The sequence below is a fragment of the Nodosilinea sp. FACHB-141 genome (assembly GCF_014696135.1).
GTDB lineage: Bacteria > Cyanobacteriota > Cyanobacteriia > Phormidesmidales > Phormidesmidaceae > Nodosilinea.
Genome location: NZ_JACJPP010000017.1, coordinates 31,188 through 55,062 on the forward strand (window position 1 = coordinate 31,188; position 23,875 = coordinate 55,062).

Genomic DNA, 23,875 nt, shown 5'->3' on the forward strand with positions numbered 1-23,875 from the left:
AACGCTGTAATGCAAGTTTAGGGTAAACCGTCATTTTGGTTTGGCCCAATGGAAGCTGTCGATGTACCAATGCCCCTAACCTAATGCCAAGACAATATGTATCCAGAACGGATGGCCTCAGCCTCAAGCGTCGCGATGCCCTAGGCTTCATCGGTGGCACCTTGATGGTTTCGCTATTCGGCTGCTTCCGCAAGCCCTCGGCCTCGGCTGAACTGAGCAGTACCGTAGCCCAAACCCCGACCGAGGCAGCGGCAGCGCAGCCTGCCTGCACCGTACGCCCTCAGCAGACCGAAGGCCCCTATTTTGTTGATGAAGCGCTAAATCGCTCTGATATTCGCTCTGACCCGACGACTGGCACCGTGAAACCGGGTGTTCCCCTAACGCTGCAATTTCGCGTTTCCCAAGTAGGTGCTAATGCCTGTGTGCCGCTGGCAGGCGCAATGGTAGACGTCTGGCACTGCGATGCCACGGGAGCCTATTCAGATGTAGCCGATCGCAGAGCCAACACCCTAGGCCAAAAGTTTTTGCGCGGGTCCCAAGTCACCAACGCTGACGGCACGGTTGAGTTCACCACCATTTACCCAGGTTGGTATCCGGGCCGGGCTGTACATATTCACTTCAAAATTCGCAGCAATACTGCCGCAAATCAGGGCTATGAATTTACCTCACAGCTTTATTTTGACGATGCTTTGAGCGATCGCATCTACGCCCAGGCCCCCTATAACGCTAGAGGCCAGCGCACTACCAGTAATCAGAATGACGGTATCTTTCGCAGCGGTGGCGATCAGCTCATGCTCTCCCTCACCCAAGCTGGGGAGGGCTACACCGGACATTTTGAGATTGGGCTGGAGCTAACCTGATCGGCAGTCCAGCTCCTTTTAATGACCTCTAAGTTGTAGGGGCATAGCATGCTATGCCCCTACGGAGATGCGGGTTTTGAAGCGGAATTTCAGATTTTTTAGCTAGAGGCAGCGGCCTGTTGGTGTAAAAAGGCATCGACCTCCTGGGGAGTGGGCTGGGCGGCAATCGCCCCCGGTTTCAACGTCGTCAGTGCCCCTACCGCGCTGGCGTAGCGCAAAACCGCTTTAATCTCAGCTGGGTCTTGCCAAACATTCCATCCCCGCTGGCAAAGCTGATGAAGAATTCCGGCCAGGAAGGCATCCCCCGCCCCGGTGGTATCTTTGCTGCTGACATCAAAGGCCGGGAGTGAGACGCTGTGCTGTTTCGTGGCGCAGGTGCTGCCGTTGCCCCCGTCGGTGAGCAGCACGGCCTCACACTGGGGGAACTGCTGGCAGATCTCAGCAGCGGAATCCGTATCCAACAGCCATTGAGCTTCTTCCTTAGAGAGCTTGAGCAGATCGGCGATCTGCAAAAATTCCCGAATTTTGGGTGGTGCGAGTTCTACCTCAGGCCAAAACACTGGCCGCCAGTTTAGATCGATCACAATTTTGGCCCCGGCCTGCTGGGCCTTATCCCGCGCTCGCTCCATGGCGCTGGCGGTGGTGGGGTAAGCCAAGCCCAGCGTCCCCATCACTTTATACTTTACCCCGCTAAAATCGACGGTATCTATCCAGTCGGGGGTAAGGTAGGCATCGGCAAAGGCAGCGGGGTCGGGGGCGCTAAAGCCGATAAACTGGCGATCGCCCGTTTCATCCCGCTGCACCAGCACCGTGCGGGTAGGCATATCGGCCACCCGCTGAATCTGGCATGCCACCCCCTGCTCCTGCAAGACCTCAATTAGCCAATCGCCCAGGTCATCCTCGCCCAGAGCGCTGACTAGGCGGGTGGGGGTGCCGAGTTTAGCGATCGCAGCGGCCACATTGGCGGGCGCTCCACCGGGATAATCGGTGCCCTGGCTTGAAGCTGCCCCAGGCGTTTCACCTACCTCAAACAGGCGATCGACTAAGCATTCTCCCAGACAAATTACGGGCTCAGTCATAGTTTTCTCCTAAATCGCTCTAAACCCATCTATCCGAGCTAGCCGATCTCGGGTCGATAGCAGTTATCCCTTAATCAAAATCGCTGTGGCGGCGGCTTCATCGGTAATCAACCCACTGATCAGCCGACCCTGTAGGGCCGCGAGAATGGCCTCGGCTTTGCGAAGCCCCCCAGCAACGCCGATGATCAGACGCCGGGCTGGTTGCTCTAGGGGCACACCCGCAACTCGGCTGTTGGTACCTGCTTGCAGCAACTTTCCCTGGGAGTTGAACGCCCAACCCGCAATTTCGCCTACAGCTCCTAGCTCAATTAACTCGGTCAGTTCGGCATCGTTGATAAAGCCGTCCTCGTGCAGGGGCGCGTTCCAGGCGATGTGGCTAACGCCAACAAAGGTGACCTTAGCCTGTTCCGCTAAAGCTTTAACCGCCAAAAACGATCGCTGGGTCTGCAACAGGTCGCGCTCCTCCACGCTGGTGGCCACCGCTGGAGTGGGCACCGGATAGGTCTGCGACCCCACCCGATCAGACAAATGCATGACCACCTCATGGCGACCGGCCAGACCGCAGTGCGACATATTGCCCACAATCGAGACAATCTTGTGCTGAGGCTGATCCATTGAGGGAATTTGATCCACCATGGCCCGCAGGGTGCGCCCCGAGCTAAAGGCCAGAATGGAAGGGGTTCTGGCAACTAAATAGGTCTCCAGGTAAGTCGCCGCGCAAACGCCCAAGCCGTTGTAGAGGTCGCCACCGACGGCGGGGTCGGGCACGACTTCACACATCGATAGAGCGAACCGATCCCGCAGGGCCTCGGCCAGGGCGATGCAGTGGCTGAGGGGATGGTCGAGGCGAAATTTGATCAGCTTTTCGCTGACGGCCAAGGCCACCAAGCGCTGGGCTGCCTGCCGCGACACGTTGAGTTTAGCGGCAATTTCCTCCTGGGTATTACCGGCAATGTAGTAGAGCCAGGCGGCGTGGGCCGCTAAGTCAAGCCTACGATGGCCCTGCTGGGCCGGTCTCCGACCATCGCGTTTCTCCGCATACATGTCTCCCATCTGGTCACCTCATCCACCACTGCCTAAAGAAGGATTTTATTTGATTAAAGATCTACCCAAAGAATGATTGAGCATATCGTCCGCTAGAGAATATTTGCTCAATTCTATTGTCCTCCCGTAATATCCAAATTGAAGCCAGTAATATAGCTAGCCTCATCACTCATTAAAAAAGCAACTCCGTTGGCAACTTCTTCCAACCGACCCAACCGGCGCAGCGGCACCAAGTTGATCATCTGCTGCTCGACCACTTTGGGGTCGGCGTCAAAATACTGCGATCCTACCCCCGCCTGTAGTTCAGTCTGCCGAGTCCACATGAAGCCGGGACCAACCAGCGACGGTGACAGAGCGTTAACGCGAATACCATAAGGGGCTAGGTCTTTGGCAGCGGTCTGGGTCATGCCAACCACCGCAAACTTTGAGGCGGCGTAGGCCAGCATGTTGGGCGGCCCATCTACCCCGGCGTGGCTAGCCATGTTGACGATTGCCCCGCCCGCCTTCCGCAAATGCTGGGCAGCGGCCTTGAGAATGTGAAACACACCGACCACGTTGATGTCGATCACCTTCTGAAAATCTTGCTCAGGATACTCGTCGGTTTTGGCAAACGCACCCTGGTAGCCGGCATTGTTAAACACATAGTCGAGCTGACCCACCTGCTCAACGGCGATCGCAATCATGTCGGCCACCTCCTGGGCATCGGTGACATCGCAGCGAACGGTGTACACAGGATTGCCATAGTCTTTTAGCCCCTGGGCGACCTCGGCCAGCCTCATCTCGTTAATATCTAGCAACACAATTGTTGCTCCGTTGGCGGCAAATCGGTGAGCGGTAGCTTTGCCAATTTCCCCCGCCCCACCAGTAATCAGAATGGTTTTGCCCTGGAAATCGTAGGTTGCCGTCGCGCTCATACAGGTGGCCTCAAGATTAGAACTGCAATCAAGAATTGTTGCGAATACTACTGAACGCCTCGCCCCTGGGAAGCGACATCAGTATGATTCCATTATTGGGCTTTTGCCCATGACTAGAGCATAAGTTCAATTTAGTTTATTTTTTTAGCAATTCGAGGAGCCGTGCGATGCGCTTATTTCGCCGAGCCCGAATGCTGGCAGCATTCCTCATTGGCCTGCTGCTGGTGCAGCTGGTCAATGCCTGTTCAGCAGGCCCCCAGGCCGGGGACCGCACTCGTCTAACCATCGCCACCGTCAACAACGGCGACATGGTGGTGATGCAAGACCTGTCGAGCCATTTCGAAGCCGACAACCCCGATATCGAGCTGCGCTGGGTGGTGCTAGAGGAAAACATTCTGCGCCAGCGCACCACCACCGATGTGGCCAGCCAGGGCGGTCAGTTCGATGTATTGACGATTGGGTCCTACGAAACGCCAATCTGGGCCAGGCGGGGCTGGCTGCGATCGCTCGACGGGCTGCCCGCCGAGTACGACGTTGACGACCTGATCGACCCGATTCGCACCGGGCTTTCCTACGAAGACAACCTCTATGCGGTGCCCTTCTACGGCGAAAGCTCGATGCTTTACTACCGCACCGACCTGTTTGACAAGGCGGGCATTACGGTGCCCCCCAACCCCACCTATGCCCAGGTGGGCGAGTGGGCCAGCCAGGTGCACGACCCAACCAACGGCGTCTACGGCATTTGCCTGCGGGGCAAGCCGGGCTGGGGCGAGAATATGGCCTTTCTCACCACCCTGGTCAACACCTTCGGCGGCCGCTGGTTCGACATGGACTGGCAGCCCACCATCGACAGCCCCGAGTGGCAAAACGCCGTCAATTATTACGTTGATGTGATGAACCAGTACGGGCCGCCCGGAGCCAGTTCCAACGGCTTCAACGAAAACTTGGCCCTGTTCTCCACCGGCAAGTGCGGCATGTGGATCGATGCCACCGTCGCTGCCGGGCTGCTCTCGAACCCTGAGCAGTCGCAGGTGGCCGATCGCCTCGGCTTTGCCCGCGCCCCAGTCGAGTCTTACCCCAACGGCTCTAACTGGCTGTGGTCTTGGGCGCTAGCGATTCCGGCCACATCCCAGTCGCCCGAGGCCGCCGAGCGCTTCGTCGCCTGGGCCACCTCCAAGGAGTACGTCCAGCTGGTTGCGGATGAGTACGGCTGGGTCTCAGTTCCACCGGGCACCCGCACCTCCACCTACGAAAACCCTGACTACCAAGCCGCCGCTCCCTTCGCCGCCACCGTGCTGACCTCCATCCAGTCAGCCGATATCACCAACCCTTCCCCACTGCCGACCCCCTACAAGGGCGTGCAGTACGTGGATATTCCTGAATTTCAGGCGATCGGCACCCAGGTCGGCCAACGCATGGCCTCCGCCCTGACCAACCAGGTCTCGGTCGATCAGGCGATCGCGCAGTCGCAGACCGTCGCCGAGCGGTTTATGCGACACACGGGTTATATCGAGTAGGCGAGTGGGCAGGTGGATGGGTAGGCGGGTGGATAGGTAGATGGGTAGATGGGTAGGCGGGTAGACGGGTGGATGGGTTTTCCATGTACCTGACACCTAAACCCCAAAATCTGACACCTGATACCCAACACCAACACCAACACCCCCCACTCATCCACCCTTTCACTCTCCCACCCGCCTACCCTCCCACTCATCCACCCCCTACTCATCCACCCCCTTCCCCCCATGACCTCATCTATCGCAACCCCTACCCACTCGCCGCCGCCCGCGCGGGCGCGATCGCACCGCTCAATTCCCGCCCGGCTGCTGGTCGCACCGTCGGTGATTCTGCTGGTGCTCTGGATGGTGGTGCCGCTGGCGATGGCCATCTGGTTTGCCTTCCAGCGCTACAACCTGCTGATTCCTGACGAGCGCGAGTTTGTTGGCTTTGCCAACTTTGCCTACATTCTCACCGACCCCACCCTGTGGATTTCGATCGGCATCACGATGGTGCTGGTGGTGTCGGTGCTGGCGATTACCATTGGCCTCGGCACCGTGCTGGCGGTGCTGTTTAACCAGGAGTTTCCCGGTCGCGGCGTGGCGCGGGTGCTGGCGATTTCACCATTTTTTGTCATGCCCACGGTCAGCGCCCTGATCTGGAAAAACATGCTGATGCACCCGGTGAACGGGCTGTTTGCCCAGATCACGCGGGGGCTCGGCCTGGGGGCGATCGACTGGTTTGCCGACTTCCCGCTGCTGGCGATCATCATCATCGTGGCCTGGCAGTGGCTGCCCTTTTCCCTGCTGATTTTGCTGACGGCAATTCAGTCTCTCGACACCGATCAGATGGAAGCGGCTCGCATGGATGGCGCTAGCGCAATGCAGCTATTCCGCTTTGTGGTGCTGCCCCACCTCAATCGAGCGATCGCCGTGGTCGCCATGATCGAGACGATTTTCTTCCTCACCATCTTTGCCGAAATTTTCGTTACCACCGGGGGCGGTCCTGGCTTGGCCACCACCAACCTGGCCTACTACATCTACCTCAAAGCGCTGCTGGAATTCGACGTCGGTGGAGCCTCGGCGGGCGGTTTGATTGCCGTCGTGCTGGCCAACATCGTGGCGATTTTCTTAATGCGCAGTGTTGCTCGTAATTTGGACTCTTGATATGGCAACTAAGCAATCTCACCGCTGGTGGATTCCCCTGCTGGGCTGGCTAGTGGCCTGCCTGCTGTTCTTCCCGATTTTCTGGATGTTTATCACCAGCTTTAAGACCGAGGTGGCGGCGGTCGCCACGCCGCCCCAGCTGTTCTTTCGGCCCACCCTGGAGAACTACGTGGCGGTGCAGACCCGCGCCTCTTACTTCACCTTCGCCTGGAACAGCGTGGTGATCTCCCTAGGGGCGACGATTCTGTCGCTGCTGCTGGCGATTCCGGCGGCCTACGCCATGTCGTTTTTCCCCACTAAGCGTACCAAGGGCACGCTGCTGTGGATGCTCTCGACCAAAATGCTGCCCGCCGTGGGCGTGCTGGTGCCGATCTACATTTTGGCACGGGAGACGGGGCTGCTGGATACCCGCATCGGCCTGATCATTATTTACACCTTAATTAACCTGCCAATTGTGGTGTGGATGATCTACAGCTTCTTCAAGGAAGTACCGAAGGAAATTCTCGAGGCCGATCGCATGGATGGCGCATCCACCTATCAGGAACTGGTGCATGTGTTGCTGCCCCTAGCCCTACCAGGAATCTTCTCCACCGCCCTGCTCTCGATTATTTTGTCGTGGAATGAAGCCTTCTGGAGCCTCAATTTGACCACCTTTGATGCGGCTCCATTGACGGCGTTTATTGCGTCATTTTCGAGCCCCCAGGGTTTGTTTTGGGCAAAGCTATCGGCGGCTTCTAGCATGGCGATCGCCCCCATTCTGATCTTTGGCTGGGTCAGCCAGCGGCAGCTGGTGCGAGGTCTCACCTTTGGGGCCGTCAAGTAGAAATTGTTTGAAAGCCGTAGGGTGGGCACTGCCCACCAGCCTTCATTCAAGAACATTCCACTCTACAGAAATTGTCTTTTCTCCCATCAATAAGGTGAGCCACCCATGTCAACCGTCACGTTACGAGATATCCATAAAACCTACGTCGATAACGAAGTTATCAAAGGCGTCAATCTCGACATTCATGACCAAGAATTTGTCGTCTTTGTCGGCCCCTCCGGCTGCGGCAAATCGACCCTGCTGCGCATGATTGCTGGTCTAGAAGACATCACCTCGGGCGATTTGCTGGTGGATGGCGAGCGCATGAACGATGTGCCGCCCGACCAGCGGGGGCTGGCGATGGTGTTCCAAACCTACGCCCTGTACCCCCACATGACCGTGGCCGAGAATATGGCCTTTAGCCTGCGCCTAGCCGGGGTTTCTAAGGAGCGGCGCATGGAGCGGGCACGGGATGTGGCGCGGATCTTGCAGCTGGAGCCATTGCTCGATCGCAAGCCGGGCAAGCTCTCGGGAGGGCAGCGGCAGCGGGTCGCGATCGGTCGAGCCCTAGTGCGCAACCCCAAGGTATTCCTCTTTGACGAGCCGCTGTCGAACCTGGATGCATCTTTGCGGGTGCAGATGCGTATCGAGCTGGCAGGGCTGCATGAAAGCCTGCAATCCACCATGATCTACGTCACCCACGACCAAATTGAAGCTATGACCCTGGCCGACAAGATTGTGGTGCTCCAGGGCGGCATCGTTGAGCAGGTCGGTTCGCCCCTAGAGCTGTACCACCATCCCCGCAACCTGTTTGTGGCCGGGTTCATTGGCTCGCCCAAGATGAACTTTTTGGCGGTACAGACCACCGGTGTGCAAGACTCTGGCACCACCGTGCGCCTGCCGGGCGATGCCACCATCACCATTCCGGTGCAGCCAAGAACCTTGATGGCAGGCGATCGCGCCACCCTGGGCATTCGCCCCGAGCACCTGCGGATCGATGCCAGCAACCCCACGCTGATGGGCGAAGTCTTGGTGGTCGAGCGTCTGGGCGGCGAAACCTACCTCTACGTCAAGGTCGCTGGCGGCGACACCTTTATCGTGCAGACCGACGGCAACAGCCGAGCCAAGGTGCGCGATCGCGTCCCCGTCACTATCGATGGTCACCTATGCCACCTGTTTGATGGCGAAGGCCAGGCGATTCCCAAAGCCGAGCGCCATCCCCTCAGCCTCACCCGCCATCCCGAAGTCCCGCTACAAACTGAAGCCCCGCGAGAGCAGACCTATGAACAGCCCATCCAACACCACGAAGTCCCTCGTCAAGCTGAATGAGCGATCGCTCGGCCAGCTAAGCGACCGGGTGCGCGTGCCCCGGTACGATCGCAGCGCCGTCACCCCCGGCATCGTCCACATCGGCGTCGGCGGCTTTCACCGCGCCCACCAGGCGCTCTATCTAGACAACTACCTGGAGCAAAACCCTGGCAGCGACTGGGCCATCTGCGGCGTCGGCCTGCTGGAGTTTGACCAGAAAATGCGCGATGCTCTGGAGTCCCAGGATTGTTTGTATACCCTGGTGGAGCGATCGCCAGCCGGTGACGACGCCCGCGTCATCGGCTCGATCACCCAATACCTGTTCGCCCCCGCCAACCGCGAGGCCGTGATCGAAACCCTGGCCGACCCCCAGTGCCGCATCGTCACCCTGACCATCACCGAAGGCGGCTACTACGTCGTCGAGGGCACGGGCGAGTTCGACGCTAACCATCCCACGATTCAGCACGACCTGCAAAACCCTGACCAGCCCCAGGGGGTCTACGGCTTTCTCACCGCCGCCCTGGCCCGGCGGCAGCAGCGGGGCATCGCGCCCTTTACCGTGCTCTCCTGCGACAACATTCAGGGCAACGGCGACATGGTGGGCAGAATGTTGACCACCTTTGCCGATCTGCAAACCCCCGACCTGGGCGGATGGATTAGAGAGAACGTCGCCTTCCCCAACTGCATGGTCGATCGCATTACCCCCGCCACCGCCCCCAACGACCTGCAAATGGTGGCCGACCAGTTCGACATTGACGACGCCTGGCCCGTGGTGGCCGAGCCCTTCTTGCAGTGGGTGGTCGAAGATCGCTTCAGTGCCGGACGCCCCGACTGGGAGAGCGTCGGCGTGCAGATGACCGACGACGTGCACCCCTACGAGATGATGAAGATCCGGCTGCTCAATACCAGCCACCAGCTGATTGGCTATCTCGGCTCGCTCAAGGGCTATAGCTACGTTCACGAAGCCATGGCCGACGCCCAGATTCGCCAGGCGGTCGAGCATCTGATGGATGAAGTCACCCCAACCCTGCACCCCGTCCCCGGTATCGACGTCACTCAATACAAGCAGACTCTGGTGGAACGGTTCTCGAACCCGAAAATTCGCGACCAGCTGCCCCGGCTCTGTCTCAACAGCTCGGCCAAGATTCCTAAATGGGCGCTCGGTTCCTTGCGCGACAAGCTAGAGCAGAATGGCGCGATCGACTATCTCAGTCTCACCATCGCTGCCTGGTTCCGCTACCTCAACGGCAAAGACGATCAAGGCCACGACATGCCGATCGACGACCCGATGGCGGATACGCTGACGGAACGGGCGAAGTTGGGCGGCACTGACCCCATGCCGCTGCTGAATTTGACAGAGGTGTTTGGCGACCTCTCCCAGTCGTCACGATTCGTGGAGGCGGTGACCCAGTACCTGCACCAGCTCCATGAATTAGGTACCGAAGCTACCCTGGCTAAGCTGCTCTAGGTCATTACAGCTAAATAGAGTAAAAACCTTCCGATAGGGGCATTGCAATGCAATGCCCCTACGTCGAATTTGGCCCAACCCAATGGACGTTTGCAGTACAACCGACGAATCTGGCCTAGTCTCGCTCTAACACGCCCACCTGGCGGAGCCCAGCCAAACTTTCTTGCCCGGTGCAGAATAGTACTGTCCTAATCTCGGCCACCAGCACTTCCGCCAGGGCTGCCACGGCCTCCTCTGACTCACTCGCCGCCTGCAAAAACGGCATCGCTAGCCCTGCCAAATCGGCTCCCAAGGCCAAGGTTTTTGCCACATCCAGCCCGTGGCGCAATCCTCCGGAAGCAATCAGCGGCAGGGTCGGAGCCACCCGCCGCGCTTGCACAATGCAGTCTGCCGTGGGCAAACCCCATTCCCCAAAGGTCTGCCCCAGCCGCCGCTGGTGGGTATCGATCGCCCGCTCACTTTCTACCCTAGCCCAGGATGTGCCCCCGGCTCCGGCCACATCCACGGCTGCGACCCCGGCCTCCACTAGCCGCTGCACCATGGGGGCCGAAATGCCGTTGCCGACCTCCTTGGCAATCACCGGCACCGGCAACACCGCGCAGAGCTGCTCAATCTTGCCTAGCAGACCCTTAAAGTTGGTATCGCCGCCGGTCTGCACCGCCTCCTGCAGGGGGTTAAGGTGCAAGATCAGCGCGTCAGCCGCCAGCTTATCTACCACACGGCGGCAGTGGTCGAGACCGTAACCATAGTTGAGCTGCACTGCCCCCAGATTCGCCAGCAGCAGAATGTCGGGAGCCTGCGATCGCACTGCAAACGTATCCATCACGTCAGGATTTTCGACCCCGACCCGTTGAGAGCCGACCCCCATGGCCAGCCCGTAGCGCTGGGCCACTGCCGCCAGTCGCCGGTTAATCTCGTGCGCCGCCTCGGTGCCCCCAGTCATCGACGAAATTAGCAGCGGTGCTCCCAGTCGGTGCCCCAGAAACACCGTGCTCAGGTCGATGTCTTGGTAGTCGAGTTCCGGTAGACAGCAGTGGGTAAACCGATAGCGCTCTAGCCCTGTGGTTACCTGGGCACACTGCACCGGCCCCTCTAGGCAAATGCGCAGGTGGTCGGCCTTGCGGGTCTGGGTCTCATGGGCGACAGGCAGTAGAGTCACAGGGGTTTCGCAAAATCAACGCTCCCTATCCTAGGAAAAATCGGGGCGCTTTTGGCGCGATCGCACACCAGACGTAACACCCTATCCCCTAAGCCCGCTTCAACAGCTCCACCCCATCTCGCCCGTCCGTATCCTGCAAAAACACCTTCACCGACTCATCCTTTGCCGTCGGCAGGGTTTTACCGACAAAGTCAGGGCGCACGGGCAGCTCCCGGTGGCCCCGGTCAATCAACACTGCCAAGCGAATGGCGCTGGGCCGGCCATAGTCAATCACCGCGTTGAGAGCAGCACGAATGGTGCGGCCGCTAAAGATCACATCGTCTACCAGCACGACGACGCGATCGCTGATGTCGAAGGGGATCTCGGTGCGGGCTGGGGTGCGCGTGCTGATTTTATCCAGGTCATCGCGATACAGGGTGATGTCGATCGCGCCCACCGGCAGCTCTACCCCCTCCAACCGCTGAATTTGCTGGGCCAGCAGATGGGCCAGGGGCACGCCTCGGGTATAAATGCCCAGCAGCACCAGACGGCTCAGATCGCCGCCCCGCTCCACCACTTCCGACGCCAGCCGGTTTAGCGTGCGGCGCATTTCCTCCGCCGATAAAATCTTGACCACGTTGCTGCTTGTATTCATGCCCCGGCCTCCTGGCAGCTGTAAAGCCTCACTATACCTGACCTACAGGGCAACTCATCCACGGAACTGGCCTAGGAAAAGTGCCTGAGAATAGCCCCAGAAATCTATCTGGAGCGATCGCCACCCGCCATTCCGTCCAGCCGTTTCTAGCCCCGATTCTTGATCGTCATCACCTGCACAATCTGCTGGGCTAGGGGGCTGGGAATCTCTAAAATTCGGTACAGGTCTTCTAAGAATGCTTGCTCCTGGGGCGTAACGGTGCGGTCAGACAGCACCAGATCGGTGGCAACCGCAAAAGCCGTCTCCCGTAAATCTTGGGGCAAAACAGCTTTGGCCTGATCAACCATCGCCCCCGGCCCCTCGGTCTTGAGGCGCGTCAGCAACAGATCAAACAGGTGGTGCACAGCATCTTTGGAGTAGCTGCTAAACAACGCCATGCGCGACAGCAGCATAGTCATATCCTGACCCTCCTGGTCGGCCAAATAGCCGTCGGCGGCGATCGCCACTAGCGCAATGCTGGCCAGCGCCTCTGCGGTGCCCATAGATGACTCGGTCATGGCGATTTTCCCTGGTATTCTGGGCACAGAGCCCTATGTGCCCCTATTTTTGCCCTAAAGCCGATGCGGCGCAATCCTGTTGTGAGGAGTCTTTACTTGGGAGGCGTCTTTGCCGCTGACTCCCTAATCCTCTCCGTGGCATCCGCCAAAATACGGAACTTTGTGATCAAACTCACCTTTGGCCGTGATAAATCCGCTAGGTTTTCAGGAACCTTCCAGGGATACTGAAATTGACTCAACTTTAGCCGAGTCATCTACAGGGAACACACAACCAACCGGCAAGCCCGCAAGGGACTGTCGGTTTTTTTTGCCCCTACTTACCCGACGCCTGGTGGTAAAACCGCTGCATGTCCTCAAACCAAAGCTGCCGCGACTCATCCCAGGTATAAAACATGTGGCCTCCCTGAAAATGCCGCAGGGTGAGGTTTGGCTGTAGCTCCGGGTTGAGATTCATCAAATCCCTCAGGTGCTCTGACGAGAAGTAGGGCGTCACTAGATCATAGATGCCGTGGGTAATGTAGACCTGGAGGTAGGGGTTGAGGGCCATGCCCACCCGCAGATCATCCACCGAGCCGACAAAGCCTTGGCGGTATTCACTTTCAGGCAAAAACTCCCAGGCTTTAAATACCTCAAAGCTGAGCAGGTTGTAGGTCAGAGTGGTGTTCACCCCCAACGTCGAGCGCAGGTGGCTGTTAATAGCTCCGGTAAACAGGCGATCGATGCCCTCTAGGGTGGGGTCGGTGCCCTCATGCATCAAGCGATCGGGGAAGGGGTCGATCGCGGTGACTGAGCCATCATAGAGACCTAAAATGCGCTGCTGATGGCGCAGCAGCTCGCGGGCAAATACCACAATGTCGATGCGGCCTCGGTGGCGCTGCACCACCTCCGGTGGTAGGCCAATCAGATGGGCCAGCTGACCAAAGACCCGCTGCTGGTCTTCGCCAGAGGCGGTGCTGCCCAAGGCTAGCAAAGGAATCAGCGACTTGCGGGCAAAGTCAGCGGCCTTGGCCCCGTGGGCAGCCGGGCTATCAGTAGTGTCGACCTGCCCGTGATACACCGCCGTGGCCGCCATCGAAGGAATCACCGTCGCCCAGCCGCTAAGGCTGTAGTCGTTGCCCTCCAGCAGCATAAACTCCATCACCGGCGAAATCAGAATCGCCCCGCACAGGCCAACCCCATAGTCTTGCTGAAGCTTGCGACAAAGCTTTGCCACCCGAAAGCCGCCGTAGCTCTCCCCGGCAATAAATACGGGCGACAGCCAGCGATGGTGAGCCGAGAGATAGCCCTGAATAAACTCGCCCAGGGCGTTGAGATCGCGATCGACCGTCCAGAATTTTTTGGCCTTTTCGTCGGGTTTGTCTTCCCCTTTATCGTCAGGCTTGTCGTCCGATTTCTCACCTTTAGCGTCGTCCTTGGGCAAAACCCGGCTAAAGCCCGTGCCCACGGGGTCAATGAAGACTAAGTCGGTGAAGCTCAGCCAGCTTTCGCTGTTGTCGGCCACCTCTACCGGCGGACGCGGCAGGCTACCGTCGGAGTTAAACACCACCCGGCGCGGACCTAGCGCCCCCACATGCAGATAGGCCGATGCCGCCCCTGGTCCGCCATTAAATACAAAAGTAATAGGCCGCTGAGCCGGGTCTTGGTCGGCAACGGTATAGGCCACGTGGAACAGCTCCGCCACGGGCTTGTCGTGTTCGTAGAGGGTTTGCCACTGGGCTGAAGCGGTGTAGGCCTGGTCACCCAGCATGTGCTCGGAGGTGTTGCCCTGACGTTGGGTGTGATCTGGCATGGAGATGCGGGGGTGAAGACTCTACTTGTTATAGCGCGGTCGGTCGCCTTCAGAATAGGCGCAGGCCTAGTGGAGGGGGATGCGATCGCATCCCCCTCCACTAGAGCAGACACTTGACTCGCTAGCGATTAAATTGGGTTAAGCCAAATCTGCCTTAGGAGTTGAGACCCAATGAGATGGCTCCTGCCCAACATTATCAGCGCCTTTGATAACGTCTACAGTGGCTGGATTTTGTGGAACTTGTTTTTGGCGGCGATTCCGCTGCTGCTGAGCTTTAGTTTGTTTCGCCGCCAGAGCCTGTCCAACCGATGGTTTTTGGCGGCCTGCGTACTGGTGGGGATAATTGGCGTGCTAGGGCTGGGTCCTCGCACCCCTCGTGCTGTGCAAGGACTCTACAACCTACTCCAAGACAACTCCAGTCCGTTCTCCTGGTTTGAGCTGCTGTGGCTACTGGCGGTTACGGCCTTTGCCGGTCTTCTCAGTCTGAAAATTTTTAAGACCAAGCAAGATCCCAAGGGCTGGCTGTGGTGGGTGGGGCTGGTAGTGTTCTTGATCTTTCTACCCAATGCTCCTTATGTCCTCACCGATATTATTCATTTGATTCGAGGCACCAGCTCGGGACAGATTCGCATTTTGGTTGTGGCTCTGGTGTTCATTCCCCTGCACGCGGCCGCCATTTTGCTGGGGTTCGAAGCCTACGTCGTCTCGATTCTCAACCTGGCTGCCTACCTCAAGCAGCACGGGGCAAAGGCAATGATCTTGCCCCTCGAGCTAACCATTCACGCGCTCAGCGCGGTGGGCATCTACCTAGGCCGATTTCTGCGCTTTAACAGCTGGGATCTGGTCACTGACCCCACTGGCGTCATCGCCTATACCCTCGATGCTCTGACCTCAAAGCAACCAGCGGCCGTTATCTTCGTCACATTTGTTATTTTGGCCAGCCTTTACTGGGTGATGAAACAAATTACCCTGGGGCTGAAGCTGCGCATTCGCTACGCCCGCCAGGGCATAGATGCGCTCGACTAGGGCGATTCCCGGAGGGATACTCGTTCCGAGTCGGAGCCCGAACGCTGCGCAAATCGCCTCAGACTCCGAAACCCGCCGTGCAGCGACTGTAGGCAGAAGCGGGCACCTTAGCCCTAGCGTTACTTTAGGCAGTCATGTCTTTTAAAACCAGTGTCAAGCACTTTCAAAACCTGGTGACCTCTTTTCACCCGGTCATAGTAATCGACACGGTGGAAGAAGAACGGGTACAGGGGCTGATCAGGGCCGCCTGTGCTGACATGCAGATGGCCGTATTCGAGTGGAGCGTTGCCCAGGGGTTGATGCGATCGCCCGATAGCCCCGACCATCGCTGGCAAAATGAGTATGCCCCCCCCGGTAGCAAGCGTGGCCAGGCCCTGCCCAAAACCAATGAACCCCTCGACATGCTGCGCCACATTCAAGACATGAGCTTCAAGGCCGTCTTTTGGCTCAAAGACTTTGCTGAACACCTCAAAGATCCAGTGGTTGCCCGTCAGTTTCGAGAAGTATCCCAACAGTTTTCTTTCAACAGCTCAACGCTGGTGCTCAGCGGCAGCGGCTATGCTCTACCACCAACCATTGCGCAGAACGCCGTCTATTTAGATATCAAGCTGCCCGAACCCGAAGAACTCTATAGAGCTATTTCCGAGACAGTGAAGACCCTCCAAGGTCAAGTCACAATTAATTTAAATCCGGATGATGTTCGCGCCCTGGTGTCAGCTCTCCAGGGCATGACCCTACATCAAGCTCGAAAGGTTGTGTCCTATGCAGCTCGGCATGACGGCAAACTCGACGTCGGTGATGTGAAGTGGGTACTAGAGCGCAAGGCCCGAGTGATTCACGAAGAGGGTCTATTGGACTACTTTCCACCCGAAACCAACCTGGCCGAGCTAGGTGGGTTTGAGGGGCTCAAGCGCTGGCTCGCCTACGCCAAAGTGGGCTTCACGCCCCAGGCTCGTCAATACAACCTGCCCGCTCCCAAAGGCATTTTGATTGTGGGCATTCAGGGCTGCGGCAAGTCGCTGGCCGCCAAAACCATCGCCCGCCAGTGGAATCTCCCTCTCCTTAAGCTCGACGCTGGCCGCCTCTACGACAAGTACATCGGCGAGTCCGACAAAAACTTCCGCCGCGCCGTCACCATGGCCGAGACCATGGCCCCCTGCATTCTGTGGATCGACGAGATCGAAAAGAGCATGGGTCAAACCAGCAGCGAATCCGATGGCGGCCTGAGCCGTCGCCTATTCGGCTATTTCCTCACCTGGCTGCAAGAAAAATCCCAAGAAATTTTTGTAGTAGCCACCGCCAATGACCTTTCAGCTATTCCGCCAGAACTGCTGCGCAAGGGCCGCTTCGACGAAATCTTCTTTGTCGACCTGCCCGAGGCCGACGAACGCCACACCATCCTGCAAATTCACCTAGGGCGACGGCAGCAGGGCATCGAAAACTTTGATCTCAACGAATTGGTAACTGCTACCGAAGGCTTCAGCGGAGCCGAAATTGAGCAGGCCATCATCACCGCCCACTACCGCGCCCTTTACGAAAATCGACCTGCCGACACCACTCTGCTGATCGAAGAGATCAAACGCACGGTTCCCCTCTCTGTGACTCGTCGAGAGGATATCCAGCAGCTACGAACCACGGCTCGGGAAAGGTTTGTAGCAGCACGGTAGCTAGTTCCGCACTCCATCTGGATTCACGGCCGTTGGCAGATCACCGATAAGTTATTCGTGTTCTGCCAAGCCAATCTCTAAAACAGTGACAGAGCTAACCTAACCCGCGAAAATTTGTCAAAGATTGGTAGTTAAGCATCTAAATAATCAAGCGCCATTTGAAGAGATGCACAGTCAATCTTAAAGGAATTTGGCGATGGTCGAATAATGCCGTTAGGCAGTTTAGGGAAGTCTATGGTTTTTAAAAACTCTGGGGTAACCTGACCACGAACACCACACCACTGCCCATTCAACCCACTAATATGGCGGCGATGAGCCCAGCGACTTGACCACCCCGGAGAGTAAAGCTCGACTACTTTAACTCCGCTATTGGGCAGTTCAGGATTTTGCAAACCCAAGCGATTAAAAGCCATATGGCTAAGGGCAGCACCATGAACAGCTACCACGACCTTAACATCGCGAGTAATTGACCATTTTTGAGCACAGGTTAAGTCCTCGAAATAATAGGTTTTAAAGCCCTTTCCTTCGAGAAACTGGACTACTTCGTCGTTGTTGATTAAACAGCGATTCCCCCTGCGAGGGATAAAAACTTTTTCTACCCCTAAAGGCTCACAGCCCGCAAACTCAGCCTCATTAAACAAGGCTGCATGAAGGTTGTAAAGCTTTGAATCAATCTCGGCAACTAGGTGCTGATTTATAATTGGGAAAAACTGGGGTGCTTCCGTGCTAACTGCTGTAGTAGGACGAGCGACTGACATAGAGATCACTTCGCCATAAACACTATCATCGGTGTAGATTACCGGAATACCCAATGTCGCAAAGACTTCGCGAGCCAGATTTGGTGCTCGTTCTCTAAGAACCACGTGAACATCTACATCTTGACCCAAACGCTTACTCAGCATTTGCTTTGCCAGCAGAGCCGGAGCCGCCAAGTTTTCAATGACATGCCCTATGTTGGTATCTAGCTCTTGCCGGCCATCAAACAAAAATTTTTCTGGATAGTCTAATACTTGAGTTCCCTTTACAGCTTTGCAAAGTGCCTTATAGATTTTAGAGCGTTGAGAACCTGGTTTTCTAGGGCCGGTCTGGCCAGTTTTGACGTCTATTTTGACCTGCAAAGGATGTAAATACTCCTCAGGCAGAAATATTCTTTCAATTGCAGGACGTAATGTATCTCCTAGTGCCGTGGGATGAGAAAAAATCATTGAAGCAGGAATTTTTATCTCAGGCAGAACTTCAACAAACGACAACCCCATACCTGGCTCTCTTTCTAATAAAACTTAACAGATTAAAAAAGGTGGCTTTCGCTCTTGAGAGCACGAAGACTACTAGACATAAAAGTTTTTACAGCCAATTCCACAATCGTCAGAACTGTATACTCTAAAGTTTTGATAAAATAGTCTGTAACTTTAGTTGTATCTTGACAGTTTAGACTCCGCTTAGGAGTCTTTACATATGCACTCACCCATGCCTCTAACAAGAAATATGAGTGCTGCACTAGAGCTGTGCCAAGTCTACAACTCAAGTCGGTTAACCGCAACGATTGCCTTTGCTTTCATTAGTTGATAGGTGATTTAGTAACTTGAGTTCTCTACTGATTAACATCCGGAAACGAAATTAGTGAAGCCTATAGATGTCACTGTCAGGGTGAAGGATTTCAGGACTTAAAGTGGGCTGAAGAAACAGAAATTAACCAGTGCTCTGTGAAGTTGACAGGCCAAATTAATTTTTACTGGCGATCGCCTCCATATTAATGCCTACAAACCCTAGCTATATGGTTCCTTCACCATTGAGCAACAAACTTTAAGGGAATGTTAACCATAAGGTTACCCACCCTTCTAACAGTAACCTCAGCGGTTGGCGGCGTTGGGCTTCCTTATAGTGCCAAATTGTAGGGCTTCAGCTTACGTCAATATCGACTAGCAAAGTGCTCTGCTGTATACCGCATTTTTAGTACCTTCTCCTAGGGCTCTGATGCTCGCCTTTGGGATTGATTATTTTGAACGGAACCAGTCGGACTGTCACCACTATGGGCTAGTCCCTTAGCCAAGCGGCTGGCGATCTCCTCAACCGATACGATGCTCTACTGCACCTATACTGTCCGCCAGACTCATTGGGAGGCGCTTGCCTACACAGAGGCCACCCACCACTTCTACAATTCAAGGGTTGTGGCCAGGCAGCCAACATTAAGGGCGCAGAGCGTCTGCCAAGCCTGTAGCGTGGCTTGATCCATCTACGGAACTCTGCCCAGTGCTGGCGCCCCGTCCCCCGTGGTGACAACCTTGACAAGTGTTTATAAATGTTAAATTGATAAAGCGTTAAATTGATAAAGCGTTTTCAATAAGCCCCCAGATATGCCCAAATCGGACGCTTCCGCTAAGAAAACCGCTGCCTCTAGCAAAGGCCGAGCGTCCACCAATGGCAACCAGCACACCGGCCTCGCCCACCACCACGCCGCCATTGACGACAACGTCATTCGCATTCGGGGAGCTCGGCAGCACAACCTAAAGAATCTGGACCTAGAGATTCCCCGCAACAAGCTGATTGTGTTTACGGGGGTTTCTGGTTCAGGCAAGTCGTCCCTGGCCTTTGACACGATTTTTGCCGAAGGCCAGCGTCGCTATGTGGAGTCCCTCAGCGCCTACGCTCGCCAGTTTTTGGGCCAGGTGGATAAGCCCGATGTGGACGCGATCGAGGGGCTGAGCCCGGCCATCTCCATCGACCAAAAATCGACCTCCCACAACCCCCGCTCGACCGTGGGCACGGTGACGGAAATCTACGACTACCTGCGTCTGCTCTACGGGCGGGCGGGCGATCCCCACTGTCCCCACTGCGATCGCAGCATCTCCCCGCAATCCATTGACCAGATGATCGATCGGGTCATGGCCCTGCCCGATCGCACTCGCTTCCAAATTCTCGCCCCCGTGGTGCGGGGCAAAAAGGGCACCCACAAAAAGCTGCTCTCTAGCCTGGCCTCCGAAGGGTTTGTGCGGGTGCGGGTCAACGGCGAGCTGCGCGAACTGACCGATAACATTGAACTCGACAAGAACTACAGCCACAACATTGAGGTGGTGGTCGATCGCCTGGTGAAGAAGGAGGACCTGCAAGACCGCCTAGCCGATTCGCTGCGCACCTGCCTGAAGCGATCGGAGGGGATCGCGGTGATCGACATTCTGGCGGAGAAGCCCCAGGAGACCGCCAACCCGGAGCCGGGCAGCAATGTGGTATCTCTAACCGATCGCCTGCCCCAGGCGGCCGAGGCCGAAGGCAGCTACGGCCAGCCCAAGGAGTTGGTGTTCTCCGAAAACTTCGCCTGCCCCGAGCACGGCGCAGTGATGGAAGAGCTATCGCCCCGGCTATTCTCGTTTAACTCGCCCTATGGGGCCTGCCCCCACTGCCACGGGTTGGGCAGTCTACGGACCTTCTCGGCGGAGCTGGTGGTACCGGATCCTACCCTGCCGGTCTACGCGGCGATCGCACCCTGGTCGGAGAAAGACAACACCTACTACTTTTCGTTGCTCTACAGCGTCGGTCAGGCCTTTGGCTTTGAGATCCAGAGCCGGTGGGATCAGCTCACCCCCGAGCAGCAGCACATCGTGCTCCACGGCAGCGACGAAAAAATCTACATCGAGTCAGACTCGCGCTACCGCGAGCGCAAGGGCTATCAGCGCCAGTATGAGGGGGTGCTGCCCATTCTCGACCGGCAGTATAAAGACGCCACCTCTGAGCTACACAAGCAAAAGCTCGAAAAATACCTGATTGACCAGCCCTGCGAGGTCTGCCACGGCACCCGCCTCAAGCCCGAGTCGAACGCGGTGCGGATTGGCCCCCACTCTATTAGCGATCTCACCAACGTCTCTATTCGCGAATGCCTCAGCCGCATTCGCAACCTGGTGGGCGAAGAGGGCGAGGCCCCCAAGCTCTCGGCCCGGCAGCTCCAGATTGGGGCCCTGGTGCTGCGCGAGATTCGCGCCCGGCTCCAGTTCATGATGGATGTGGGTTTAGACTACCTAACCCTGCACCGCACCGCCATGACCCTGTCGGGGGGCGAGGCCCAGCGCATTCGCCTAGCCACCCAAATTGGCTCGGGCCTCACCGGCGTGCTCTACGTGCTGGATGAGCCCAGCATTGGCCTACACCAGCGCGACAACGATCGCCTGCTCAATACCCTGCACCGCCTGCGCGATTTGGGCAACACGCTCATTGTCGTGGAGCACGACGAAGACACGATCAGAGCCGCCGATTATTTAGTTGATATTGGCCCTGGGGCGGGAGTGCACGGCGGGGCGATCGTGGCCGAGGGCGATCTCAAAACCCTGATGACCGCGAAGGATTCCCTCACGGGGGCCTATCTGTCAGGTCGGATGTCGATTCCCACCCCACCAGAGCGGCGACCGGGGAATGGGCGATCGCTTACCCTGAAAAATGTTCGCCGCAACAACCTCAAGCATCTGGATGTCGAACTGCCCCTGGGGGCCTTGGTGTGCATCACTGGCGTCTCGGGCTCGGGCAAATCGACCCTGGTAAACGAGTTGCTCTACCCGGCCCTTCAGCACCACTTTGGCAGCAAGGTGCCCTTCCCTAAGCATATGGACAAGCTGGACGGGCTCAAGGCGCTGGATAAGGTGATCGTCATCGACCAGTCGCCCATCGGGCGCACGCCCCGCTCCAACCCCGCCACCTATACCGGCGTGTTCGACGTGATTCGCAACCTGTTCACCGAAACGATTGAGGCCAAGGCACGGGGTTATAAAGCGGGGCAGTTCTCCTTTAACGTCAAGGGCGGGCGCTGCGAGGCCTGCGGCGGTCAGGGGGTGAACGTGATTGAGATGAATTTTCTGCCCGATGTGTATGTACAGTGCGAGGTCTGCAAGGGGGCGCGCTACAACCGCGACACCCTGCAAGTCACTTACAAGGGCAAAAACATTTCTGACGTGCTGAATATGACCGCCGAAGAGGCTCTAGGTTTCTTCGAGAATATTCCTCAAGCCGCCAGCCGCCTGCAAACGATGGTAGATGTGGGTTTGGGCTACATTCGCCTGGGGCAGACGGCCCCCACCCTCTCCGGTGGAGAGGCCCAGCGGATGAAGCTGGCCTCGGAGCTGGCTCGCCGTTCGACGGGCAAAACCCTGTATTTGATCGACGAACCGACCACGGGCCTGTCGTTCTACGACGTGCACAAGCTACTGGATGTGGTGCAGCGCCTGGTGGATAAGGGCAACTCGGTGCTGATGATCGAGCACAACCTGGATGTGATTCGCTGCGCCGACTGGATTGTGGACCTGGGGCCGGAGGGGGGCGATCGCGGCGGTGAGCTAATTGCGGTCGGCACCCCCGAGGTGGTGGCTAAGGTGGCTGGTTCCTACACGGGCAACTACCTGGCCAAGGTGCTAGAGCAGCATCCCGCCGTGGATAAAGCGGCATCGGCTGGATGAGCTATCAGAGGCTCAGTAGATCGAAGACAATTCCTCCTGCCAAGATCTAGCCCTCACCCCCAGCCCCTCTCCCAGGGAGGAGAGGGGAGCCGGAAAACCTTTCAAAGTCCCTCTCCCAGTTTGGGAGAGGGATTTAGGGTGAGGGCTAGCAGGGAATTTGCGATCTACCGAGGTTAGGATGTGGCTAAATCAAAGCGATTAGCCCATGAATTTTCTGCCGACGACTGCCATGCAGACTGAGGTACCCACCAGCTTAATGGCTTAAGCCCAAAGGTTGATCGATGCGGGCTGGTTTAGCAGCATGGACGACATCATGCTCAGTGCACTGCGTCGTTTCCTGGACTCGCATCGGGAGGATCTTACAGAAGATTCCATCCGCCAGGATGTGGAATGGGGACTGCGCGGGAATGACTAATACAGCGACAGTCGTCATCTGTGATGCTGGCCCGCTGAATAACGAGCAAGGGTGAGAGAAGGTTAACTTCTCTCACCCTTGCTTTTGTGTTGAATTTTAGAAAATGGTGGCTGAGCGGAGTCGTTCGCTTTGCGTCTCCCAAAGGGAGAAAGCCACCGTTTTGGCGTTACGCCGCCAGCTTGGGTTTGCGGGTGGGGCGCTTGCGATCGCTCTTGCGAATGCCGCCAGCCATTTCGTATTCGTTGCTGTCTTTGCCGTAGCGGGTAGCGACCCCTAGCAAAATGCGTTCCGAAAAGTCGCGGACAACTTGCTCAGCGTCTTGAACGGCGTTGCCAGCCTGGTCAAGCAGAGAGAGGAATTCGTTGTAGTCGTGGAGCTTTTGGCGCAAATCTTCGATCGCTCGGGTGTAGGCGGTGGTGGTGATGCCGTTGCCCAGGTCAAGGTCTCTTTCAATCGACTGAGCACCCGCATTCCGTTTTTCGGCCAGGGTGAGGTACTTGGAGGTGCGTTTTTGGCGCGGCATAGGTTAGATGACCCTATTGAAATTACTCTTTGACTGTAGCGATCGCTGTAAGCCAGCGAGACTAGGGTTTTCGCGGATTTGGGTTGGATAGTCTGTGTTGTTTTGGCCCCGGTTGAGCAGGGTTGTGTAAAGGGAGTGACTTTTCGTCGATGGGGCAGGCGCAAAGGCTGGCGGCAAGGGCGGTTTGATGGGTTGGTGGCAGTACGGAGGGTGTCACCCCTGAGGGCGATCGCTGCCGTTTGAGAGGAGGCTTTGGGTGTGGTGGTGCTAAGTAACGGGAGGCCGATACAGAGTAACGGCAGGCCAGTACAAAGAAACGAGAGGCTGGTGCAAAGGAACAAGGGGCCGTTGCAGAGTGACGAGAGGCCTGTACAAAGAAACAGAAGGTTGGTACAGAGTAGCGGCAGGCTGTTACAGAGTAGCGGCAGGCCCGTGCAAAGAAACAGGGGGCCGTTGCAGAGTAATGGAAGGCTGGTGCAAAGGAGCTAGAGGCCGTTGCAAAGGAACAGCTAGAGGTTTGGGAGCACGCTGTTGG

The 23,875-nt window shown here is 57.1% G+C and carries 18 protein-coding genes; 9 read left to right on the top strand and 9 right to left on the bottom strand.

What is annotated here, in order from left to right; all coding sequences use genetic code 11:
- Window positions 1-83 precede the first annotated feature (83 nt).
- Window positions 84-860 carry an intradiol ring-cleavage dioxygenase gene (locus tag H6F59_RS18065; protein ID WP_242021552.1) on the top strand — a complete coding sequence of 259 codons (777 nt, stop codon included), beginning with the start codon at window positions 84-86 and terminating at the stop codon, window positions 858-860.
- A gap of 98 nt (window positions 861-958) precedes the next feature.
- Here the strand turns inward: H6F59_RS18065 and H6F59_RS18070 are convergent, their stop codons facing one another.
- The 3 genes from H6F59_RS18070 to H6F59_RS18080 form a co-directional block, all read right to left on the bottom strand.
- Entirely contained in the window at window positions 959-1,939 is a 981-nt protein-coding gene (locus tag H6F59_RS18070; protein WP_190703283.1) for a carbohydrate kinase, read from the bottom strand.
- 63 nt (window positions 1,940-2,002) lie between these two features.
- Complete coding sequence (locus H6F59_RS18075) at window positions 2,003-2,992, bottom strand: sugar-binding transcriptional regulator (RefSeq protein WP_190703286.1); 990 nt, start codon at window positions 2,990-2,992, stop codon at window positions 2,003-2,005.
- Between the two features lie 104 nt (window positions 2,993-3,096).
- A complete protein-coding gene (locus H6F59_RS18080; RefSeq protein ID WP_190703289.1) occupies window positions 3,097-3,897 on the bottom strand; it encodes an SDR family NAD(P)-dependent oxidoreductase in 801 nt (266 codons plus the stop codon).
- Window positions 3,898-4,064: 167 nt separating this feature from the next.
- Here H6F59_RS18080 and H6F59_RS18085 point away from each other — a divergent pair, with 167 nt between their 5' ends.
- The 5 genes from H6F59_RS18085 (at window position 4,065) to H6F59_RS18105 (ending at window position 10,135) form a co-directional block, all read left to right on the top strand.
- Window positions 4,065-5,414: a sugar ABC transporter substrate-binding protein gene (locus H6F59_RS18085; protein WP_190703292.1), complete on the top strand. Its 1,350-nt coding sequence runs from the start codon at window positions 4,065-4,067 to the stop codon at window positions 5,412-5,414.
- Between the two features lie 225 nt (window positions 5,415-5,639).
- Entirely contained in the window at window positions 5,640-6,557 is a 918-nt protein-coding gene (locus H6F59_RS18090) for a carbohydrate ABC transporter permease (protein ID WP_190703296.1), read from the top strand.
- A 1-nt stretch (window position 6,558) separates the two neighbouring features.
- On the top strand, window positions 6,559-7,380 hold the full coding sequence (locus H6F59_RS18095; RefSeq protein WP_190703299.1) for a carbohydrate ABC transporter permease: 822 nt from the start codon (window positions 6,559-6,561) through the stop codon (window positions 7,378-7,380).
- Between the two features lie 105 nt (window positions 7,381-7,485).
- Window positions 7,486-8,688, top strand: coding sequence for an ABC transporter ATP-binding protein (locus H6F59_RS18100; protein WP_190703302.1), 1,203 nt, complete (start codon window positions 7,486-7,488; stop codon window positions 8,686-8,688).
- Window positions 8,642-10,135: a mannitol dehydrogenase family protein gene (locus H6F59_RS18105; RefSeq protein WP_190703305.1), complete on the top strand. Its 1,494-nt coding sequence runs from the start codon at window positions 8,642-8,644 to the stop codon at window positions 10,133-10,135. The genes H6F59_RS18100 and H6F59_RS18105 overlap by 47 nt, the downstream gene beginning before the upstream one ends.
- 115 nt (window positions 10,136-10,250) lie before the next feature.
- Here the strand turns inward: H6F59_RS18105 and fni are convergent, their stop codons facing one another.
- The 4 genes from fni to H6F59_RS18125 all read right to left on the bottom strand — a co-directional run bounded on the left by fni (window position 10,251) and on the right by H6F59_RS18125 (window position 14,274).
- Window positions 10,251-11,294, bottom strand: a complete 1,044-nt coding sequence (gene fni, locus H6F59_RS18110) for a type 2 isopentenyl-diphosphate Delta-isomerase (RefSeq protein ID WP_190703310.1) — start codon at window positions 11,292-11,294, stop codon at window positions 10,251-10,253.
- A gap of 88 nt (window positions 11,295-11,382) precedes the next feature.
- Window positions 11,383-11,928, bottom strand: a complete 546-nt coding sequence (gene pyrR / locus H6F59_RS18115; protein WP_190522398.1) for a bifunctional pyr operon transcriptional regulator/uracil phosphoribosyltransferase PyrR — start codon at window positions 11,926-11,928, stop codon at window positions 11,383-11,385.
- Between the two features lie 146 nt (window positions 11,929-12,074).
- A complete protein-coding gene (locus tag H6F59_RS18120; RefSeq protein ID WP_190522397.1) occupies window positions 12,075-12,485 on the bottom strand; it encodes a tellurite resistance TerB family protein in 411 nt (136 codons plus the stop codon).
- 313 nt (window positions 12,486-12,798) lie between these two features.
- Window positions 12,799-14,274 carry a S10 family peptidase gene (locus H6F59_RS18125; protein WP_190703314.1) on the bottom strand — a complete coding sequence of 492 codons (1,476 nt, stop codon included), beginning with the start codon at window positions 14,272-14,274 and terminating at the stop codon, window positions 12,799-12,801.
- A 171-nt stretch (window positions 14,275-14,445) separates the two neighbouring features.
- Here H6F59_RS18125 and H6F59_RS18130 point away from each other — a divergent pair, with 171 nt between their 5' ends.
- Together H6F59_RS18130 and H6F59_RS18135 are read left to right on the top strand one after the other, a co-directional pair.
- A complete protein-coding gene (locus tag H6F59_RS18130) occupies window positions 14,446-15,300 on the top strand; it encodes a DUF1361 domain-containing protein (RefSeq protein WP_190703317.1) in 855 nt (284 codons plus the stop codon).
- Window positions 15,301-15,434: 134 nt separating this feature from the next.
- On the top strand, window positions 15,435-16,967 hold the full coding sequence (locus tag H6F59_RS18135; RefSeq protein ID WP_190703320.1) for an AAA family ATPase: 1,533 nt from the start codon (window positions 15,435-15,437) through the stop codon (window positions 16,965-16,967).
- Window positions 16,968-17,098: 131 nt separating this feature from the next.
- On the opposite strand, the gene H6F59_RS18140 is transcribed toward H6F59_RS18135, so the two are convergent.
- On the bottom strand, window positions 17,099-18,223 hold the full coding sequence (locus H6F59_RS18140) for a DUF563 domain-containing protein (protein WP_190703323.1): 1,125 nt from the start codon (window positions 18,221-18,223) through the stop codon (window positions 17,099-17,101).
- Between the two features lie 1,098 nt (window positions 18,224-19,321).
- On the opposite strand from H6F59_RS18140, the gene uvrA reads away from it, so the two are divergent.
- Window positions 19,322-22,402 carry an excinuclease ABC subunit UvrA gene (gene uvrA / locus H6F59_RS18145; RefSeq protein ID WP_190703326.1) on the top strand — a complete coding sequence of 1,027 codons (3,081 nt, stop codon included), beginning with the start codon at window positions 19,322-19,324 and terminating at the stop codon, window positions 22,400-22,402.
- A gap of 581 nt (window positions 22,403-22,983) precedes the next feature.
- Here the strand turns inward: uvrA and H6F59_RS18155 are convergent.
- The gene (locus tag H6F59_RS18155) at window positions 22,984-23,340 is read right to left on the bottom strand and encodes a hypothetical protein (RefSeq protein ID WP_190703330.1); all 357 of its coding nucleotides are present in this window, start codon (window positions 23,338-23,340) and stop codon (window positions 22,984-22,986) included.
- Window positions 23,341-23,875 lie beyond the last annotated feature (535 nt).

What these genes read in the sequence shown, in the direction of transcription:
- H6F59_RS18065 (WP_242021552.1), top strand. Translation starts at nt 84, where the DNA reads ATGCCAAGACAATATGTATCCAGAACGGATGGCCTCAGCCTCAAGCGT.
- H6F59_RS18070 (WP_190703283.1), bottom strand. Translation starts at nt 1,939, where the DNA reads ATGACTGAGCCCGTAATTTGTCTGGGAGAATGCTTAGTCGATCGCCTG.
- H6F59_RS18075 (WP_190703286.1), bottom strand. Translation starts at nt 2,992, where the DNA reads ATGGGAGACATGTATGCGGAGAAACGCGATGGTCGGAGACCGGCCCAG.
- H6F59_RS18080 (WP_190703289.1), bottom strand. Translation starts at nt 3,897, where the DNA reads ATGAGCGCGACGGCAACCTACGATTTCCAGGGCAAAACCATTCTGATT.
- H6F59_RS18085 (WP_190703292.1), top strand. Translation starts at nt 4,065, where the DNA reads ATGCGCTTATTTCGCCGAGCCCGAATGCTGGCAGCATTCCTCATTGGC.
- H6F59_RS18090 (WP_190703296.1), top strand. Translation starts at nt 5,640, where the DNA reads ATGACCTCATCTATCGCAACCCCTACCCACTCGCCGCCGCCCGCGCGG.
- H6F59_RS18095 (WP_190703299.1), top strand. Translation starts at nt 6,559, where the DNA reads ATGGCAACTAAGCAATCTCACCGCTGGTGGATTCCCCTGCTGGGCTGG.
- H6F59_RS18100 (WP_190703302.1), top strand. Translation starts at nt 7,486, where the DNA reads ATGTCAACCGTCACGTTACGAGATATCCATAAAACCTACGTCGATAAC.
- H6F59_RS18105 (WP_190703305.1), top strand. Translation starts at nt 8,642, where the DNA reads ATGAACAGCCCATCCAACACCACGAAGTCCCTCGTCAAGCTGAATGAG.
- pyrR (WP_190522398.1), bottom strand. Translation starts at nt 11,928, where the DNA reads ATGAATACAAGCAGCAACGTGGTCAAGATTTTATCGGCGGAGGAAATG.
- H6F59_RS18120 (WP_190522397.1), bottom strand. Translation starts at nt 12,485, where the DNA reads ATGACCGAGTCATCTATGGGCACCGCAGAGGCGCTGGCCAGCATTGCG.
- H6F59_RS18125 (WP_190703314.1), bottom strand. Translation starts at nt 14,274, where the DNA reads ATGCCAGATCACACCCAACGTCAGGGCAACACCTCCGAGCACATGCTG.
- H6F59_RS18130 (WP_190703317.1), top strand. Translation starts at nt 14,446, where the DNA reads ATGAGATGGCTCCTGCCCAACATTATCAGCGCCTTTGATAACGTCTAC.
- H6F59_RS18135 (WP_190703320.1), top strand. Translation starts at nt 15,435, where the DNA reads ATGTCTTTTAAAACCAGTGTCAAGCACTTTCAAAACCTGGTGACCTCT.
- H6F59_RS18140 (WP_190703323.1), bottom strand. Translation starts at nt 18,223, where the DNA reads ATGGGGTTGTCGTTTGTTGAAGTTCTGCCTGAGATAAAAATTCCTGCT.
- uvrA (WP_190703326.1), top strand. Translation starts at nt 19,322, where the DNA reads ATGCCCAAATCGGACGCTTCCGCTAAGAAAACCGCTGCCTCTAGCAAA.
- H6F59_RS18155 (WP_190703330.1), bottom strand. Translation starts at nt 23,340, where the DNA reads ATGCCGCGCCAAAAACGCACCTCCAAGTACCTCACCCTGGCCGAAAAA.